The organism is Pseudomonas sp. MWU16-30322 (genome assembly GCF_020515535.1).
GTDB classification, from domain to species: domain Bacteria; phylum Pseudomonadota; class Gammaproteobacteria; order Pseudomonadales; family Pseudomonadaceae; genus Aquipseudomonas; species Aquipseudomonas fluorescens_H.
Genome location: NZ_JAIWYL010000016.1, coordinates 49,361 through 67,918 on the forward strand (window position 1 = coordinate 49,361; position 18,558 = coordinate 67,918).

The 18,558-nt window shown below is 65.2% G+C and carries 2 protein-coding genes (1 of these 2 running past the window's edge); both read left to right on the top strand.

Annotated elements, in window-relative coordinates; genetic code table 11:
* Window positions 1–13,014: a non-ribosomal peptide synthetase gene (locus LCH64_RS26805; RefSeq protein WP_226501803.1), complete on the top strand. Its 13,014-nt coding sequence runs from the start codon at window positions 1–3 to the stop codon at window positions 13,012–13,014.
* A protein-coding gene (locus LCH64_RS26810) for a non-ribosomal peptide synthase/polyketide synthase (RefSeq protein ID WP_226501804.1) crosses the window boundary here: on the top strand, window positions 13,011–18,558 show its start. Its footprint extends 12,296 nt past the window's final position; only the first 5,548 of its 17,844 coding nucleotides appear in the window; its start codon is at window positions 13,011–13,013; its stop codon lies off the right edge, out of view. Before LCH64_RS26805 ends, LCH64_RS26810 begins: the two co-directional genes overlap by 4 nt.

Sequence of the window (18,558 nt, forward strand, 5' to 3'; positions counted from 1 at the left end):
ATGCATTTCAGCGAACTGATGGCTGTTATTTCCACCCATGCGATCCGCCTTCAACAGGAAGATGAAGACCTGGTCATTCTGGGCAGCGACGACGCGCTGGACGATGCGTTGTGGGACAGCCTCAGCGAACACAAGGCGCAGCTGCTGGAACTGGTCGCGCAACACGGTGGCGACTGGCTGAGCCCGGCGTTTCGCATCACCCCGGACATGCTGCCGCTGGTGACGCTGGATCAGTCGACCATCGATCGGCTGGTCGCCAATGTGCCCGGCGGCGCCGCCAACCTGCAGGACATTTATCCGCTGGCGCCGCTGCAGGAAGGCATGCTCTATCTGCATCTGTCGGCGCCCGCCGGCGACCCTTACGTGTCGCAGGCGCGGTTCGCCTTCGACAGCCGCGAACATCTGGACGCCTTCGCCGAGGCGCTGCAATGGATGATCGAACGGCATGACATCCTGCGCACCTCATTCGTCTGGGAACGCCTGGATGAACCGCTGCAAGTGGTGCAGCGGCAGGCTCGTCTGTATTGCGAAGAAATCGCCCTCGACCCGGGTGCGGATGCACTGACGCAATTGCTGGAACGCCACGACCCACGGTTCTTCCGCCTCGACATCCAGCAGGCGCCGCTGCTGCGTCTGGTCTACGCCATGGACCCGGACAACGGTCGCGTGGTCGCGCTGTTGCTGTTTCATCACCTGATCATGGACCACGTCGCCCTCGATGTGGTGCGCCGCGAAACCCGCGCGCATCTGCTCGGCCAGACCGCGCAGGTCGGGCCGGCGGTGCCGTACCGCGATCACCTGGCCAAGGCCCGTCTGCGACTGGACGAGCAGGTGCACGAAGCGTTTTTCCGCGAGATGCTTGCCGACATCGACGAGCCGACCTTGCCCTGTGGTTTGCAGGATGTGCAGGGCGACGGCCAAGCCATTGAAGAAGCCTTGCTGATGCTCGACACCGACTTCAGCCGGCAATTGCGCGGGCAGGCGCGTCAGCTCGGCGTCAGCGTCGCCAGCCTGATGCACCTGGCGCTGGCGCGGGTGCTCGGTCAGTTGTCCGGGCGTACGGCGGTGGTGTTCGGCACCGTGCTGCTGGGGCGGATGGCGGCGGGAGAGGGTGGCGAACAGGCGCTGGGGATGTTCATCAACACCTTGCCGCTGCGCGTGGATGTCGGGCAGGACGGCGCGCGTGCCGGGGTTCTGGCGACCCATCGGCGCCTGACCGCGTTGCTCGGCCATGAGCAGACCTCGCTGGCACTGGCCCAGCGTTGCAGCGCGGTGGCGGTGCCGACGCCGTTGTTCAGCGCGATTCTCAACTATCGCCACAGCAGCAGCGAAGAAATCGCCGAAGTCAGCGAACTGGCCCCCGGCGTGCAAGTGCTGGGCGCCCGCGAGCGCACCAACTACCCGCTGACGATCAACATCGACGACCTCGGCGAAGACTTGCGGATCACCGCGCTAGCCGATGCGGCGCTGGGCGCCGAACGCATCGCCGCTTATCTGCAGACCGCGTTGCACAGCCTGCTGCAGGCCTTGCAATCGACTCCGGATGCGCCGCTGCAACGCCTGAATATTCTGCCGGCCGCCGAGCGCGAATACCTGCTGCACGGGGTCAACTCGCCGTTGCCGCAGTTCCCGGAAACGCCGCTGATTCATCAGCAATTCGAAGCCCATGCGGCGGCGCGCCCGGAGGCCACAGCGCTGCTGTTCGAGGCGCAGACGCTGAGCTACGGCGAGCTTAACCGCCGCGCCAATCAGCTTGCCCATCACCTGCTGGCACAGGGGATTCGCCCGGATCAGCGCGTGGCGATCTGCGTCGAGCGTGGCCCGCACATGATCATCGGCCTGCTCGGTATCCTCAAGGCGGGCGCCGGTTACGTGCCGATTGACCCGGCGTATCCACTGGAGCGCATCGCCTACACCCTGCAGGACAGCGCCCCGGTGGCGGTGCTGACTCAGGCCGATACGCTGGACCGGGTTGGCGCGCTCAACGTGCCGATCATCGATCTGGACAGCCTGCAGTTGCAGGCTGAACTCAGCAGCAATCCGCAGATTCCCGAGCTGACTCCAAGTCATCTCGCCTACGTGATCTACACCTCGGGCTCCACCGGATTGCCCAAAGGCGTGATGGTCGAACACCGCAACGTAGTGCGGCTGTTTTCGGCGACCCACGACTGGTTCAACTTCAACCCGCAAGATGTGTGGGCGCTGTTCCATTCCTTCGCTTTCGATTTCTCGGTCTGGGAAATCTGGGGCGCGCTGGCGTTTGGCGGGCAATTGTTGCTGGTGCCGCAGGCGGTCAGCCGCTCGCCGGACGACTGCTACGCGCTGCTGTGCCGCAGCGGCGTCACCGTGCTCAATCAGACCCCGAGCGCCTTCCGCCAGTTGATCGCCGCGCAGGGGCGCAGCCCGTTGCAGCACTCGTTGCGCGAAGTGATTTTCGGCGGCGAGGCCCTGGAACCGGGCCTGCTCAAACCGTGGTACGCGCGGGTCGGCAATGCCGGTACAAGGCTGGTGAACATGTACGGCATCACCGAAACCACGGTGCACGTGACCTATCGCCCACTGGAAGCAGCGGACGCGCTGCTGGTCGGACGCAGCCCGATTGGCGTCGCCATCCCCGACCTGCAGCTGTACGTGCTCGATGCGCAGCGCGAACCGGTGCCGGTCGGTGTGATCGGCGAGTTGTACGTCGGCGGCGTCGGGGTTGCCCGCGGCTACCTCAACCGCGAGACGCTGACAGCCGAGCGCTTTATTGCCGACCCGTTCAGCGGCCGTGCCGAGGCGCGTCTGTACAAGACCGGTGACCTCGCACGCCGGACGGCGGATGGCAGCCTTGAGTACCTGGGGCGTAACGACGATCAAGTGAAGATCCGTGGTTTCCGCATCGAACTCGGTGAAATCGAAGCTCGCCTGGCAGCCTGCGCCGGGGTGCGCGAAGCGGTGGTGATCGCCCGCGAAGACAGCCCCGGCGATCAGCGTCTGGTCGCCTACTGGCTGGCCGCCGAAGGCGCTGAGCCGAGCGCTGCGCAATTGCGCGACGAGTTGCTGCTGTCGCTGGCCGACTACATGGTGCCGAGCGCGTTTGTGCGCCTCGATACGTTGCCGCTGACCAGCAACGGCAAGCTCGATCGCAAAGCCTTGCCACAACCGGACAGCGAGGCGTTCGCCCGTCGCGGTTTCGAAGCTCCGCTGGGACCAGTGGAAGAGCTGATCGCCGGGATCTGGCAGACCCTGCTCGGTGTCGAGCAGGTCGGGCGGCATGACAATTTCTTCGAACTTGGCGGCCATTCGCTGTTGGCGGTGAAACTGATCGAACGCATGCGTCAGCACGACTTGCAGTGCGACGTGCGCGTGCTGTTCGGCCAGCCGAGCGTGGCGGCACTGGCGGCGACCTTGAGTCACCGTCACGCCCTGCGAGTGCCGGACAATCTGATTCCTGCCGATTGCCCGCGGATCACCCCGGACATGCTGCCCCTGGCGACGCTGGATCAGGCCGCCATCGACCGCGTGGTCGCCACTGTGCCCGGCGGCGTTGCCAATGTGCAGGACATCTATGGCCTGGCACCGTTGCAGGCGGGGATTCTCTATCACCATCTGGCGACCAGCGCCGGTGACCCGTACGTGTTGCAGGCGCAATTCGCCTTCGCCGGACTGGCGCAGATCAAGGCCTTCGTCCGTGCGTTGAACGCGGTGATCGAGCGCCACGACATTCTGCGCACCAGCGTGGTCTGGGAAGGGCTTGAAGAACCGGTGCAAGTGGTCTGGCGCGAGGCGCCGCTGGCGCTGGAACGGGTTGATGCCGACTTGCTGGAGGGCGATGTGCTGGAGCAGATGCAGGCACGTTTCGATCCGCGGCACTATCGCCTCGACCTGCGCCGCGCACCGCTGATGCGTCTGGCCTACACCGAAGACCGTGAACAGCAGCGCTGGGTCGGCATCCTGTTGCTGCACCACATCGTGCTCGATCACACCGCACTGGAGGTGTTGCTCGCGGAAATGAACGACAGCCTGTACCCGAGCGGCGTCGATCTGCCGCCGCCGGTGCAGTACCGCAACTACGTGGCACAGGCGCAACAACAGGCCAATGCCCAGGCGCATGAAGCGTTCTTCCGCGACATGCTCGGCGACATCGACGAGCCGACCGTGGCCTTCGGTGTGCAGGACGTACATGGCGATGGCAGTACCATCATTGACAGTGAGCAGGCGCTGGACGCTGGCGTGGCCGAGCGGTTGCGCGAGCAGGCGCGCCGCCTCGGTATCAGCGCCGCCAGTCTGGTGCACCAGGCCTGGGGCCAGGTGCTGGCGCAGGTTTCGGGGCGCGAAGAGGTGGTGTTCGGCACCGTGCTGCTCGGGCGCATGCAGGGCGGCGAGGGCGCCGATCGCGCACTCGGCATGTTCATCAATACCTTGCCGCTGCGGGTCAGCGTCGGCGCGAGCGCGGCGCAGCAAGGCGTGCGCGCTACTCACGAACGTCTGGCGCAATTGCTGGCGCATGAGCAGGCCTCCCTGTCGCTGGCCCAGCGTTGCAGCGGTGTTGCCGCGTCGCTGCCGCTGTTCAGCAGCTTGCTCAACTATCGCCACAGCGCGGCGGAACCGGCAGGCGTGACCTGGGACGGGATCGAGATTCTCAGCTCGCGCGAGCGCAGCAACTATCCGCTGGTGGTCAGCGTCGATGACCTCGGCACCGGTTTCCGCCTGAGCGTGCAGGCGGTGCCGCAAGTGGATGGCGCACGGGTCTGCGATTACTTGCAGACCGCGCTGCACAACCTGCTGACCGCCCTCGAGCACAATCCGGCCACGCCGCTGCGGCAGATTTCGGTGATGTCGCCGAGCGAGCGCCAGCGGGTCCTGGTCGGGTTCAACATCACCGGTCGCGACTATCCGCAGGCGCAGACCGTGCCGCGTTTGTTCGAGGCCCAGGCGGCCGCGCACCCCGAGGCATTGGCGGCGGTGCAAGGTGCGCAGCAGGTGAGCTATGGCGAACTCAATCAGCGGGCCAATCGCCTGGCGCATCACCTGATCGGCCTTGGCGTGCAGCCCGATGATCGGGTCGCCCTGTGTGCCCGGCGCAGCCCGGACATGCTGGTCGCGTTGCTGGCGATCCTCAAGGCCGGCGCCGGTTATGTGCCGGTCGATCCGGCGTATCCGCCGGAACGCATCGCCTATCTGTTGCAGGACTGCGCCCCGGTGGCCGTCGTGGCGCAGGCGTCAACCCGTGATCTGCTGGGTGCGGTGCCGGTCATCGATCTGGATGGCAACGACTGGCAGCGTCAGCCCGACATCAATCCGCGAGTACCGGCGCTGACGCCGGCCAATCTGGCCTATGTGATCTACACCTCCGGCTCCACCGGCCAACCGAAAGGGGTGATGGTCGAGCATGCGACCCTGGAAAACCTCGTGCACTGGCACGCTGAAGCCTTCGACTTGCAGGCCGGCAGCCAGACCGCGAGTGTCGCCGGCTTCGGGTTCGATGCGATGGCCTGGGAAGTCTGGCCGGCACTGTGTGTCGGCGCCACTTTGCACCTGCCGCCGGCGTCGATCCGCAACGAGCACCTCGACGAGCTGCTCGACTGGTGGTGCGCGCAACCGTTGCAGGTCAGCTTCTTGCCGACGCCGGTGGCCGAATACGCGTTCAGCCGGCAATTGCAGCATCCGACCTTGCGTACGTTGCTGATCGGTGGCGACCGACTGCGTCAGTTCAGTCGCCAGCAAACCTTCGCAGTGATCAACAACTATGGCCCGACCGAAGCGACGGTGGTCGCCACCTCGGGGCGGGTAGAGCTTGACCAGCCGTTGCATATCGGCCGCCCGATCGCCAATGCCAAAGTCTACGTGCTGGACGCTGAGCAGCGCCCGGTGCCGGTGGGTGTGGCCGGCGAGTTGTATGTCGGCGGGGCGGGCGTGGCGCGCGGTTATCTGAATCGGCCCGAGCTGACCGCTGCGCATTTCCTGTTCGATCCGTTCAGCGACGAGCCGCAGGCACGCATGTACCGTACCGGCGATCAGGCGCGTTGGCTGGCCGACGGCAACATCGAGTACCTGGGGCGCAACGACGATCAGGTCAAATTGCGTGGCGTGCGTATCGAACTCGGTGAAATCGAAGCCGCGCTCGGCAGCCACGCTGCGCTGCAGGAAGCGGTGGTGCTGGTCCGCGACGGGCGGCTGATTGCGTGGTTCACCGAGCGCACGGCGGTCGATATTCAACAGTTGCATACGCATTTACAGGCACGCTTGCCGGGTGCGCTGCTGCCGTCGGCTTACGTGCGGCTGGACGCATTGCCGTTGACCGCCAACGGCAAGATCGACCGCAAGGCCTTGCCGGAACCGGAGCATGGCGCGTGGCTCAGCCGCGAATATGAAGCCCCGCAAGGGCCGGTCGAGACGGCGCTGGCGCAGATCTGGATCAACGTGCTGAAAGTCGAGCGGGTCGGGCGTCACGACAACTTCTTCGAATTGGGCGGGCATTCGCTGTTGGCGGTGAGCCTGATCGAACGCATGCGCCAGATCGACCTCGCGGCCGACGTGCGCGTGCTGTTCAATCAGCCGACTCTGGCCGCATTGGCGGCTGCCGTGGGCAGCGGTCGCGAAATCGAGGTGCCGGCCAACCGCATTCCGCCGGGCTGCACGCACATCACCCCGGACATGCTCAGCCTGACTGAACTCGATCAGGCCAGCATCGAGCGCATCGTCGCCACCGTGCCGGGCGGGGCCGCCAACGTGCAGGACATCTATCCGCTGGCACCGTTGCAGGAAGGCATTCTTTACCACCACCTGAGCGCCGAACAGGGCGATCCGTACTTGCTGCAATCGCGGCTGATCTTCGACAGCGTCGAGCGCCTGCGCACCTTCAGTCATGCCTTGCAGCAGGTCATCGAGCGCCACGACATTCTGCGCACCAGTGTGGTCTGGGAAGGGCTGGCGAGTCCGCAGCAAGTGGTCTGGCGTCAGGCGCCGCTGGTGGTGCAAGCGGTGCCGCTGGATCCGGCGCAGGGCGACCTCCTCGAGCAGTTGCACGCGCGGTTCGATGCCCGGCACAACCGCCTCGACCTGAGTCAGGCGCCGCTGATGCGCATCGTCTACGCCGAGGATCCGGCGCAGCAACGGGTGGTGGCGATCATCCTGTTCCAGCACTTGATTCTCGACCACACCGCCATGGAGGTGGTGGGCCAGGAAATGCGCGCGTTCATGTTCAATCAGGCCGACAGCCTCGGCACGCCGATGCCGTATCGCAACTACGTGGCGCAGGCGCGTCTGGGTGCCAGCGAGCAGGAGCACGAAACGTTCTTCCGCGACATGCTCGGCGATATCGACGAACCGACCCTGCCGTTCGGCCTGCACGACGTGCAAGGCGATGGCGGCGACATCGAGGAGGCGCAGCAAGCCGTGGATGCCGGGTTGACCCTGCGCCTGCGAGAACAGGCGCGGCAGTTGGGTGTCAGCCCGGCGAGCCTGATGCACCTGGCCTGGGCGCAGGTGTTGGGCGTGCTTGCCAACCGCCGCGACGTGGTGTTCGGCACGGTGCTGTTGGGTCGCCTGCAGGGCGGTGAAGGCGCGGATCGCACCCTCGGCGTGTTCATTAACACCTTGCCGCTGCGGGTGGATGTCAGCGAAGGCGTGCGCGCTGCGGTCAAGACCACCCATGCACGGCTGACCGCGCTGCTGGCCCATGAACATGCGCCACTGGCGCTGGCCCAGCGTTGCAGCGCGGTGTCCGGGGCGCCGCTGTTCAGCGCCTTGCTCAACTATCGGCATAGCGCCGCCGAGGCGCAGCCGCGTGACGGTCAGGGCATCTGGGAAGGCGTGCAATTGCTCGGTGGCGAAGAGCGCAGCAACTATCCGCTGACCCTCAGCGTCGACGATCTCGGCGAAGCCTTTTCCCTGTCGGTGCTGGCGTTGGCGCAGATCGGCGCGCAACGGATCTGCGGCTACATGCACACCGCGCTGGAACATCTGGTGCACGCACTGGAGCAGACGCCACAGCGTGCGCTCAACCGTTTGCCGATTCTTTCGGTGGAGGAATACGAGCGCTTGCTGGTCGGATTCAACCCGACCGCGGCGGCGTATCCGCGCGGTGCAACGATTCAGGCGCTGGTGCAAGCGCAGGCCGAGCAGCAGCCGCAGGCATTGGCGGTGGTGCAGGGCACGCAGCAACTGACCTATGCGCAACTCAATCAGCAGGCCAATCGCCTGGCGCAGCACTTGCTCGGCCTCGGCGTGCAGCCGGACGACCGGATTGCCGTGTGCCTGCAACGCGGCCCGCAGATGCTGGTGGCGCTGCTGGCGATTCTCAAGGCCGGCGCCGGTTATGTGCCGGTCGATCCGGCGTACCCGGCCGAACGCATCGCCTACCTGTTGCAGGACAGCGATCCGGTGGCGGTGCTGGCGCAGGGTTCGACCCGCGAGTTGCTGGGCCGGGTGCCGGTGATCGATCTGGACAACGCCCTCTGGCAACACCTGCCGGCTACCAATCCGCAACTGCCGACGCTGACCCCGGCGCATCTGGCCTACGTGATCTACACCTCGGGTTCGACCGGTCAGCCGAAAGGCGTGATGGTCGAGCACGCGACCCTGGAAAACCTTGTGCACTGGCACTGCGAGGCGTTCGACCTGCGTGCCGGCAGCCACACAGCGAGCGTCGCCGGTTGCGGTTTCGACGCGATGGCCTGGGAAGTCTGGCCGGCGCTGTGTGTCGGCGCGACCCTGCACCTGCCGCCGCCGTCGATCAGCAACGAACACCTCGATGAACTGCTCGACTGGTGGCGCGCGCAACCGTTGCAGGTGAGCTTCCTGCCGACGCCGATTGCCGAATACGCCTTCAGTCGTGAGTTGGGTCATCCGACCTTGCGCACGCTGTTGATCGGCGGCGACAAGTTGCGGCAGTTCTCGCGTGAGCAGACGTTTGCCGTGATCAACAACTACGGCCCGACCGAGGCCACGGTGGTCGCCACCTCCGGCCCGGTCGCCGTCGGCGCGCTGCTGCACATCGGCCGGCCCATCAGCAACGCCCGGATCTACTTGCTCGATGAACAGCAGCGTCCGGTGCCGGTTGGCGTTACGGGTGAGTTGTACGTCGGTGGCGCGGGTGTCGCCCGTGGTTATCTGAACCGCCCCGAGCTGACCGCCGAACGCTTCCTCGAAGACCCGTTCAGTGACGAGCCACAGGCGCGCATGTACCGCACTGGCGACTTCGCGCGCTGGTTGGCCGACGGCAATATCGAGTACCTGGGACGTAACGACGATCAGGTCAAACTGCGCGGCGTGCGGGTGGAGCTGGGTGAAATCGAAGCCGCGCTGTCCAGCCATCCGGCAGTGCAGGACGCGGTGGTGCTGGTGCGCGAGGCGCGGTTGATCGCCTGGTTCACTGCCCGCACAACGGTCGATATCGAGGACCTGCGCAGCCATCTGCAAGCGCGCCTGCCGCAGGCACTGGTGCCGGCAGCCTACGTGCGGCTTGCGGCGCTGCCGCTGACCGCCAACGGCAAACTCGACCGCAAGGCCTTGCCCGAACCGGATCAGGACGCCTGGCTCAGCCGCGAATACGCCGCGCCGCAAGGGCCGGTGGAAACCGCGCTGGCGCAGGTCTGGGCCGAGGTGCTGCAAGTCGAACAAGTCGGACGTCACGACAACTTCTTCGAACTGGGCGGGCATTCGCTGCTGGCGGTGACCCTGATCGAGCGCATGCGTCAGCTCGGCCTGAGCACCGATGTGCGCGTGCTGTTCAGCCAGCCAACCCTCGCCGCGCTGGCCGCCGCCGTTGGCAGTGGTCGCGAAGTCGCGGTGCCGGCCAACCTGATTGCGCCCGGTTGCACGCGCATTACCCCGGACCTGCTACCGCTGGTACAACTGTATCAGGCCAGCATCGAGCGCATCGTCGCCACGGTGCCAGGCGGGGCCGCCAACGTGCAGGACATCTATCCGCTGGCGCCGTTGCAGGAAGGCATTCTTTATCACCACCTGAGCGCCGAACAGGGCGATCCATACCTGCTGCAATCGCGCCTGGCATTCGACAGCCTTGAACGCTTGCAGGCCTTTGCCGCCGCGCTGCGCCAGGTCATGACACGTCACGACATTCTGCGTACCGGAGTGGTCTGGGAAGGGTTGGCGACGCCGGTGCAAGTGGTCTGGCGCGAAGCTCAACTGCCGCTGCAGGAAGTCGCACTCGACCCGGCCGCCGGTGACGTACTCGCGCAATTGTTTGAGCATTTCGACGCGCGGCATTTCCGCATCGACCTCAGTCAGGCGCCGCTGATTCGCCTGGTGTATGCGCAGGATCCGGCCAACGACCGGGTGGTCGCCATGCTGCTGTTCCATCACATCGCCATGGATCACACGGCGCTGGAAGTGGTGCAGCAGGAACTGCAGGCGCTGCTCTTCGGTCACGGCGAAGCCCTGATCCCCGCCGTGCCGTATCGCAATTACGTGGCGCAGACCCGGCTGGGTGTCAGCGAGCAGGAGCACGAAGCGTTTTTCCGCGCGATGCTCGGCGAAATTGACGAACCGACGCTGCCGTTCGGTCTGCTCGATGTGCACGGTGACGGCCATGACATCGAAGAAGTCCGGCAGCGGGTGCCCGATGCCTTGGCGCGGCGCTTGCGCAGCCAGGCGCGGCAGATGGGCGTGAGTGTCGCGAGCCTGTTTCATCTGGCGTTTGCCCAGGTATTGGCGGCGACCTCCGGGCATGACCGCGTGGTATTCGGCACCGTGCTGCTGGGGCGGATGCAGGGCGGTACCGGCGCTGATCGCGGTCTGGGAATGTTCATCAACACGCTGCCGCTGCGGGTGGATCTGGGCGATGTTTCGGTGCGTGCCGGGGTGCGCGCCACCCATGCGCAACTGACCGCATTGCTCGGCCATGAACATGCGTCACTGGCATTGGCCCAGCGTTGCAGCGGGGTGGCGGCGCCGTCGCCGCTGTTCAGCGCCATGCTCAACTACCGGCACAGCGTCAGCGAGGAACAGTTGCAGGCCAATCGCCTGGCCTGGCAAGGCATCGAAAACCTCTCCAGCGAGGAACGAACCAACTACCCGCTGAGCTTCAACGTCGATGACCTGGGTCAGGGCTTTGACCTCACGGCCATGACCCCTGCGCAGATTGGCGCGGCGCGGGTGTGTGGCTACATGCAGCAGGCGTTGGCGGGGCTGGTCGAGGCGCTGGAGCAAGCGCCGCAGCAGGCCTTGAACCGCCTGCCGGTACTGGCGGATGCCGAGCGCCAGCAGTTGCTGTTCGGCCTCAATGCCACGGACGTCGATTACGACCTTGAGCAGACCATTCATGGCTTGTTTGAAGCGCAAGTGGCGCGTTCGCCGCACGCGCCCGCCGTGGTTGCGGGTGACCAGCAACTGAGCTTTGCCGAACTCAATGCCCGGGCCAATCAACTGGCGCGGCATCTGCGTAATTTGGGCGTAGGGCCGGATGCCCGGGTGGCGATCTGCGTCGAGCGTGGTCTGGACATGGTGGTCGGGCTGCTGGCGATCCTCAAGGCTGGCGGCGGTTATGTGCCGCTGGATCCGGCGTATCCGCTGGAGCGTCTGGCTTACATGCTCGAGGACAGCGCGCCGCTGGCGGTGCTGGTGCAGGGTTCGACGCGTTCGTTGCTCGGTGACGTTTGCGTGCCGGTGATCGATCTGGATCAGCCGCACTGGCAGTCGTTGCCAGCGGAAAACCTGCAGGCCACTGAGCTGACCCCGAATCACACCGCCTACGTGATCTACACCTCCGGTTCCACTGGCCAACCGAAAGGCGTGATCAACGAACATCGCGGGGTGGTCAACCGCCTGCTGTGGATGCAGGACGCCTATCAACTCACCGCCAGCGACACGGTGTTGCAGAAAACCCCGTTCAGTTTTGACGTCTCGGTATGGGAGTTCTTCTGGCCGTTGATGACCGGCGCCCGATTGGTCATGGCCCGACCTGAGGGGCACAAGGATCCGCAGTACCTCAGCGAAATCATCGAACGCGAACACATCACCACGCTGCACTTTGTTCCGTCGATGCTCGACGTATTCCTCGCTCACGCCGACACCGCACGCTGCAACAGCCTGCGGCAAGTCATGTGCAGCGGCGAAGCGTTGCCGGGCAGCGTGGTACGGCGCTTCAAACAGCAACTGCCGGCCAGCCAATTGCACAACCTCTATGGCCCGACCGAGGCCGCAGTGGACGTAACGGCGTGGAATTGCGCCGGGCCGCTAGAGCAAACGCCGGACAACACGCCGATCGGCAAGCCGATTGCCAACACCCGCATGTACATCCTCGATGCCCAGCAGCAACCGGTGCCGCATGGCGTGGTTGGTGAGTTGTACATCGGTGGCGTGCAGGTGGCGCGCGGTTATCTGAATCGCCCGGAACTGAACGCCGAACGCTTCCTCAATGATCCGTTCCAGAGTAATGGACGGATGTACCGCACCGGCGACGTTGCGCGTTACCTGCCGGACGGCAATATCGAATACCTCGGCCGTAACGACGATCAGGTGAAGATCCGTGGCCTGCGCATCGAACTCGGCGAGATTCAGGCACGCCTGACCCAGATCGACGGCATTCAGGAAGCCGCTGTACTGGCCCGCGAAGATGCATCCGGCGACAAGCGTCTGGTGGCGTACTACATCGGCGCACGTCTGGAAATCGACGTGCTGCGCAGCCACTTGCTGGAGCATCTGCCGGACTACATGGTGCCCGCCGTGTTCGTGCATCTCGATGCCTTGCCGCTCAGCCCCAACGGCAAACTCGACCGCAAGGCGCTGCCGGCGCCGGATCAGGCCGCACTGCCTGTGCGCGAATACGAAGCCCCGGTGGGCGAGGTGGAAATCACCCTCGCACGGCTCTGGGCCGAGTTGCTCAACGTCGAGCGGGTAGGGCGCCACGATCATTTCTTTGAACTGGGTGGTCACTCGCTGCTGGCGGTCAGTCTGATCGGCCGGCTGCGTCAGGAAGGCATGGAAGCCGATGTCAGGTCGCTGTTCGAACATCCGACCCTGGCCGGCTACGCCGCAATTACCGAACGAATGGAGATCGTCCTGTGAACGTGATCGAACTGTTGGCCACATTGAAGGCTAAAGATATCCAGCTGGCGGTCGCGGACGACCAATTGCGGGTCAATGGCAACAAGCAGGCGCTGAACGACCCGGCGTTGCTGGCGCTGTTGCGCGAGCACAAACCGGCGCTGATCGAGCTGATCAAGGCCGGGCAGTACTCGGCCAGCAAGCACGGCCAGGTCGAATTGCCGGCCAACGGCATCGTTGCGGGCACCACGCACATCACCCCGGCGATGCTGACGCTGGTCGAGCTCGACCAAGCCACCATCGACCACCTCGTCGCACAAGTCCCTGGCGGCGCGGCCAACGTGCAGGACATCTACCCGCTGGCGCCATTGCAGGAAGGCATCCTGTATCACCACGTCAGCGGTGGCGAGGGTGATCCGTATGTCATGCAGTCGCATTTCGCCTTTGCCAGCCGCGAGCGTTTTCAGGCGTTTGCCCAAGCGCTGCAAGCGGTGATCGATCGCCATGACATTCTGCGCACCGCTGTTCATTGGGCAGGGCTGGACGCGCCGGTGCAGGTGGTCTGGCGTCGGGCCGAACTGCCGGTGGAAGAAGTGACGCTGCCAGATGCCGCCAGCGACGTTTTGGCGTATCTGCACGAGCGCTTCGACGCCCGGCACTTCCGCCTCGACGTCACTCAGGCGCCGCTGATGCGTCTGGCCCACGCCTGGGATGAAGCCGGGCAACGGGTGATCGCCACGCTGTTGTTCCATCACATGGCGCTCGACCACTCGGCGCTCGACGTGGTGCGCCACGAAATGCGCGCGTGCCTCACCGGACAGAGTGAGCTGCTCGGGCGCCCGGTGCCGTTTCGCAACTACGTGGCGCAGGCGCGTCTGGGCGTCAGCGAAGCCGAGCACGAGGCGTTTTTCCGCGAGATGCTCAGCGATATCGACGAGCCGACGCTGCCTTATGGTCTGCAGGATGTGCAGGGTGACGGCAGTGAAATCGTCGAACTCAGCGTGCCGGTGCCAACGTTATTGGGCCAGCGTCTGCGGGCGCAGGCGCGAACCCTTGGCGTGAGTGTCGCGAGCTTGTTCCACCTCGGCTGGGCGCAGGTGCTGGCCGCGCTGACCGGCAAGCAGCAGGTGGTGTTTGGCACCGTGCTGATGGGCCGCATGCAGGGTGCCGAGGCGATTGACCGGGCGCTGGGGATTTTCATCAACACCTTGCCGTTGCGGGTGAATATCGACGGGCAGGATGTGCGCGCGGCGGTCAACGCCACCCACGCACGGTTGACCACGCTGATGCGTCACGAACACGCACCGCTGGCCCTGGCTCAGCGCTGCAGCCACGTGGTGGCGCCGACCCCGCTGTTCAGCACACTGCTCAATTATCGTCACAGCCACAACGTGGCCACTGCCAGCGCCGAAACCCTCGCGGCGTGGCAGGGCATCACCACCCTGCACTCAGAAGAGCGCACCAACTATCCGCTGACGATGAGTGTCGATGACCTCGGTGACGGTTTCAGCCTGACCCTGCTGGCCAGCACCCAGACCGATCCGCAGCGCATCTGCGATTACCTGCACTGCGCGCTGGAAAACCTGCTGCTCGCTTTGGAGCAGGCGCCGCAGACACCGGTCAATCAACTGCCGATCCTGCCGGCGGCGGAGCTTGCGCAGGTACTGCTCGACTTCAATGCCACCCAGGTGGATTTCCCGACTGCACAGACCATCCAGCAACGTTTCGAGGCGCAGGTGGCCGAACGGCCGGACGCGCTGGCGGCAGTGTTCGCCGACGCGCATTTGACCTACGCCGAACTCAACCGTCAGGCCAACGCTTTGGCGCATCACCTGATCGAACAAGGTGTGAAACCCGATGATCGTGTCGCCATCGTCGCCCGCCGTGGGCTGGACACCCTGATCGGACTGGTGGCGATTCTCAAGGCCGGCGCAGGTTACGTGCCGATTGATCCGGCGCACCCGGCCGAGCGTTTGAACTACCTGCTCGACGACAGCGCGCCGGTGGCGGTGCTGACCCAAAGCAATCTGCGCGAGCGCTTGCCGACGCTGACCGTGCCGGTGCTCGAACTCGACCGCTGCAGCTGGCCGCAGGGCGTTACCCATGACCCGGACGTTCCCGGCCTGAGCACCGCAAATCTGGCCTACGTGATCTACACCTCCGGCTCCACCGGCCTGCCCAAGGGGGTGATGGTCGAGCACCACACGCTGAGCAATCTGGTCGACTGGCACTGCACCGCGTTCGACCTGTGCGCCGGGCGTCACACCTCAAGCCTCGCCGGTTTCGGTTTCGATGCGATGGCCTGGGAAGTCTGGCCGGCATTGTGCGCGGGCGCGACCCTGCATCTGGCACCGACCCACGATGGCGGCGAGGACATCGATGCCTTGCTCGCGTGGTGGTGCGCGCAGCCGCTGGACGTGAGCTTCCTGCCGACGCCGGTGGCCGAATACGCCTTCAGCCAGAACCTCGAACACCCGACCCTGCGCACGTTGTTGATCGGCGGCGACCGCTTGCGTCAGTTCAATCGCAACCAGCATTTCGACGTAATCAACAACTACGGGCCGACCGAGGCCACGGTGGTCGCGACTTCAGGTCTGGTGCAAAGCGGCGATGCGCTGCACATCGGCAAACCGCTGAGCAATGCCACGGTGTACCTGCTCGACGAACTACAGCGCCCGGTGCCAATTGGCGTGGCTGGCGAGTTGTACGTTGGCGGTGCCGGGGTCGCCCGTGGCTACCTGAATCGCCCGGACATGACTGCCGAACGTTTTCTGCGTGACCCGTTCAGCCGCGCGCCGAATGCACGGATGTACCGCACCGGCGACCTCGCACGCTGGCGCGAGGACGGCAATATCGAGTACTTGGGGCGAAACGACGATCAGGTGAAAATCCGTGGCGTGCGCATCGAGCTGGGCGAGATCGAAACCTGCCTCAACCAGTTGCCGGGGATTCAGGAAGCGGTGCTGCTGGCCCGCGAAGATCAACCCGGCCAGCCGCGACTGGTGGCTTACTTCACCGAACAGGCGCAGGTCGAAGCGCTGCCGGTGGGCGAGTTGCGTGCGCAACTGCTCAGCCGTTTGCCGGAGTACATGGTGCCGACGGCGTTCGTCAAACTCGCCGCGCTGCCGCTGACCGCCAATGGCAAGGTCGACCGCAAGGCCTTGCCGGCGCCGGATCTGGCAGCGCTGTTCACTCGCGAGTACGCGGCGCCCGAAGGCGAGGTGGAAACCGCGCTGGCGCAGATCTGGGCCGACGTGCTGCAGGTCGAGCGGGTCGGGCGGCAGGATCACTTTTTCGAACTCGGCGGGCATTCGTTGCTGGCGATGCGCATGGTCTCGCAAGTGCGCCAGCGCCTGGGTGTCGAGCTGGCGCTGAGCGATCTGTTCGCCAATGCCGAACTGGCGGCGGTCGCGGCAGTGCTGAGCGAGGCCGGGCGCTGTGCACAACCGCAGATCGTGCCGGTCCCGCGTGACGGCGCGTTGCCGCTGTCGTTCGCCCAGCAACGCCTGTGGTTCCTCGCGCAAATGGAAGGCGCCAACACCGCCTACAACATTCCCGTGGCCCTGCGTCTGCGTGGCCGTCTCGATGACGCGGCGCTGCAACGCGCACTGGCACGGATCGTCGCCCGCCACGAAACCCTGCGCAGCCGCTTCGCGCAATTCAACGACGAAGCGCAGGTGCTGATCGCCCCGGTGGACACCGGTCTGCTGCTGCGGGTCGAAGACCTGCGCCAGCACCCGCAACCTGAGGAAACCCTGCAGGCGCTGATTCAGGGCGAAGCTTCGGGGCCGTTCGACTTGCAGGACGATCCGTTGATTCGCGGGCGACTGGTACGTCTGGCCGACGATCACCATGTGCTGTTGCTGACCCTGCACCACATCATCTCCGACGGCTGGTCGATGGGTGTTTTGACCCGCGAACTGATGGCGCTGTATCAGGCGTTCAGTCATGGCCAGCCGGATCCGCTGCCGCCACTGGCGCTGCAATACACCGACTACGCGGTGTGGCAACGGCGCTGGCTCAGCGGCGAAGTGCTGCAACGCCAGAGCGAGTACTGGCAACAGACCCTCGCTGGTGCCCCGGCACTGCTGATGCTGCCGACCGATCGGCCGCGCCCGGCGCAGCAGGACTATGCCGGCAGCAGCGTTGCCGTCGTGCTCGACGAACGCTTGAGCGCCGGGCTCAAAGCCTTGGGTCAGCGCCACGGCGTGACCCTGTACATGACGCTGATGAGTGCCTGGGCGATGCTGCTCAGCCGTTTGTCCGGGCAGGCTGAAGTGGTGATCGGTTCGCCAGTGGCCAACCGCACCCGCGCCGAAATCGAAGGCCTGATCGGCATGTTCGTCAACACCCTGGCGCTGCGCATCGACACCTCCGGCGAGCTGAGCGTCGAAGCGCTGCTGGCGCGGGTCAAGGCGCAAACCCTGCAAGCGCAGGCGCATCAGGATCTGCCGTTCGAGCAAGTGGTGGAAATCACCCGGCCGGTGCGCAGCCTGGCGCACAGCCCGTTGTTCCAGACCTTGCTCAGTTGGGATGGCCTAGAAAGCCCGGCGCTGGCCCTCGGCGAACTGACGCTGGAAGGCGTGGCCGAGCCGAGCCACTTCGCCAAGTTCGACCTGTCGCTGAGCCTCAGTGAGTCCAACGGCAGCATTCGCGGATCGCTGGAATACGCCACGGCGTTGTTTGACCAGAGCACGGTCGAGCGCTTCACCGGTTACTTCCTGCGCCTGTTGCAGGCGATGGTCATCAACGATCAGGCAGTGCTGGAACACGCGCCGCTGCTGGCGCAGGAAGAACAGCAGCGCTTGCTGGTCGAGTTCAATGACACGGCGGTCGAGTACAACCTCGATCAGACCATTCACGGTCTGTTCGAGGCGCAAGTGGCGCGCACGCCGCAGGCCATTGCGCTGCAAAGTGAGGCGCAGCGCCTGAGCTTTGCCGAACTCAATGCCCGGGCCAATCAACTGGCGCGGCATCTGCGTGATTTGGGCGTAGGGCCGGATGCGCGGGTGGCGATCTGCGTCGAACGCGGTCTGGACATGGTGGTCGGGCTGTTGGCGATCCTCAAGGCCGGTGGCGGTTATGTGCCGCTGGATCCGGCGTATCCGCTGGAGCGTCTGGCCTACATGCTGGAAGACAGCGCGCCATTGGCGGTGCTGGTGCAGGGGTCGACGCGTTCGTTGCTCGGCGAAGTCGCCGTGCCGGTGATCGATCTGGATCAGCCGCACTGGCAATCGCTGCCGACTGACAATCTTGCGATAGCCGAACTAACCCCGCAGCACACCGCTTACGTGATTTACACCTCCGGTTCCACTGGCCAACCGAAAGGTGTGATCAACGAACACGCCGGGGTGGTCAACCGCTTGCTGTGGATGCAGGACGCCTATCAACTGTCGGCAGCCGATACTGTGTTGCAGAAGACCCCGTTCAGCTTCGACGTGTCGGTTTGGGAGTTCTTCTGGCCGCTGATGACCGGTGCACGTCTGGTCATGGCCCGGCCCGAGGGGCATAAGGATCCGCAGTACCTCAGCGAAATCATCGAACGCGAACACATCACCACGCTGC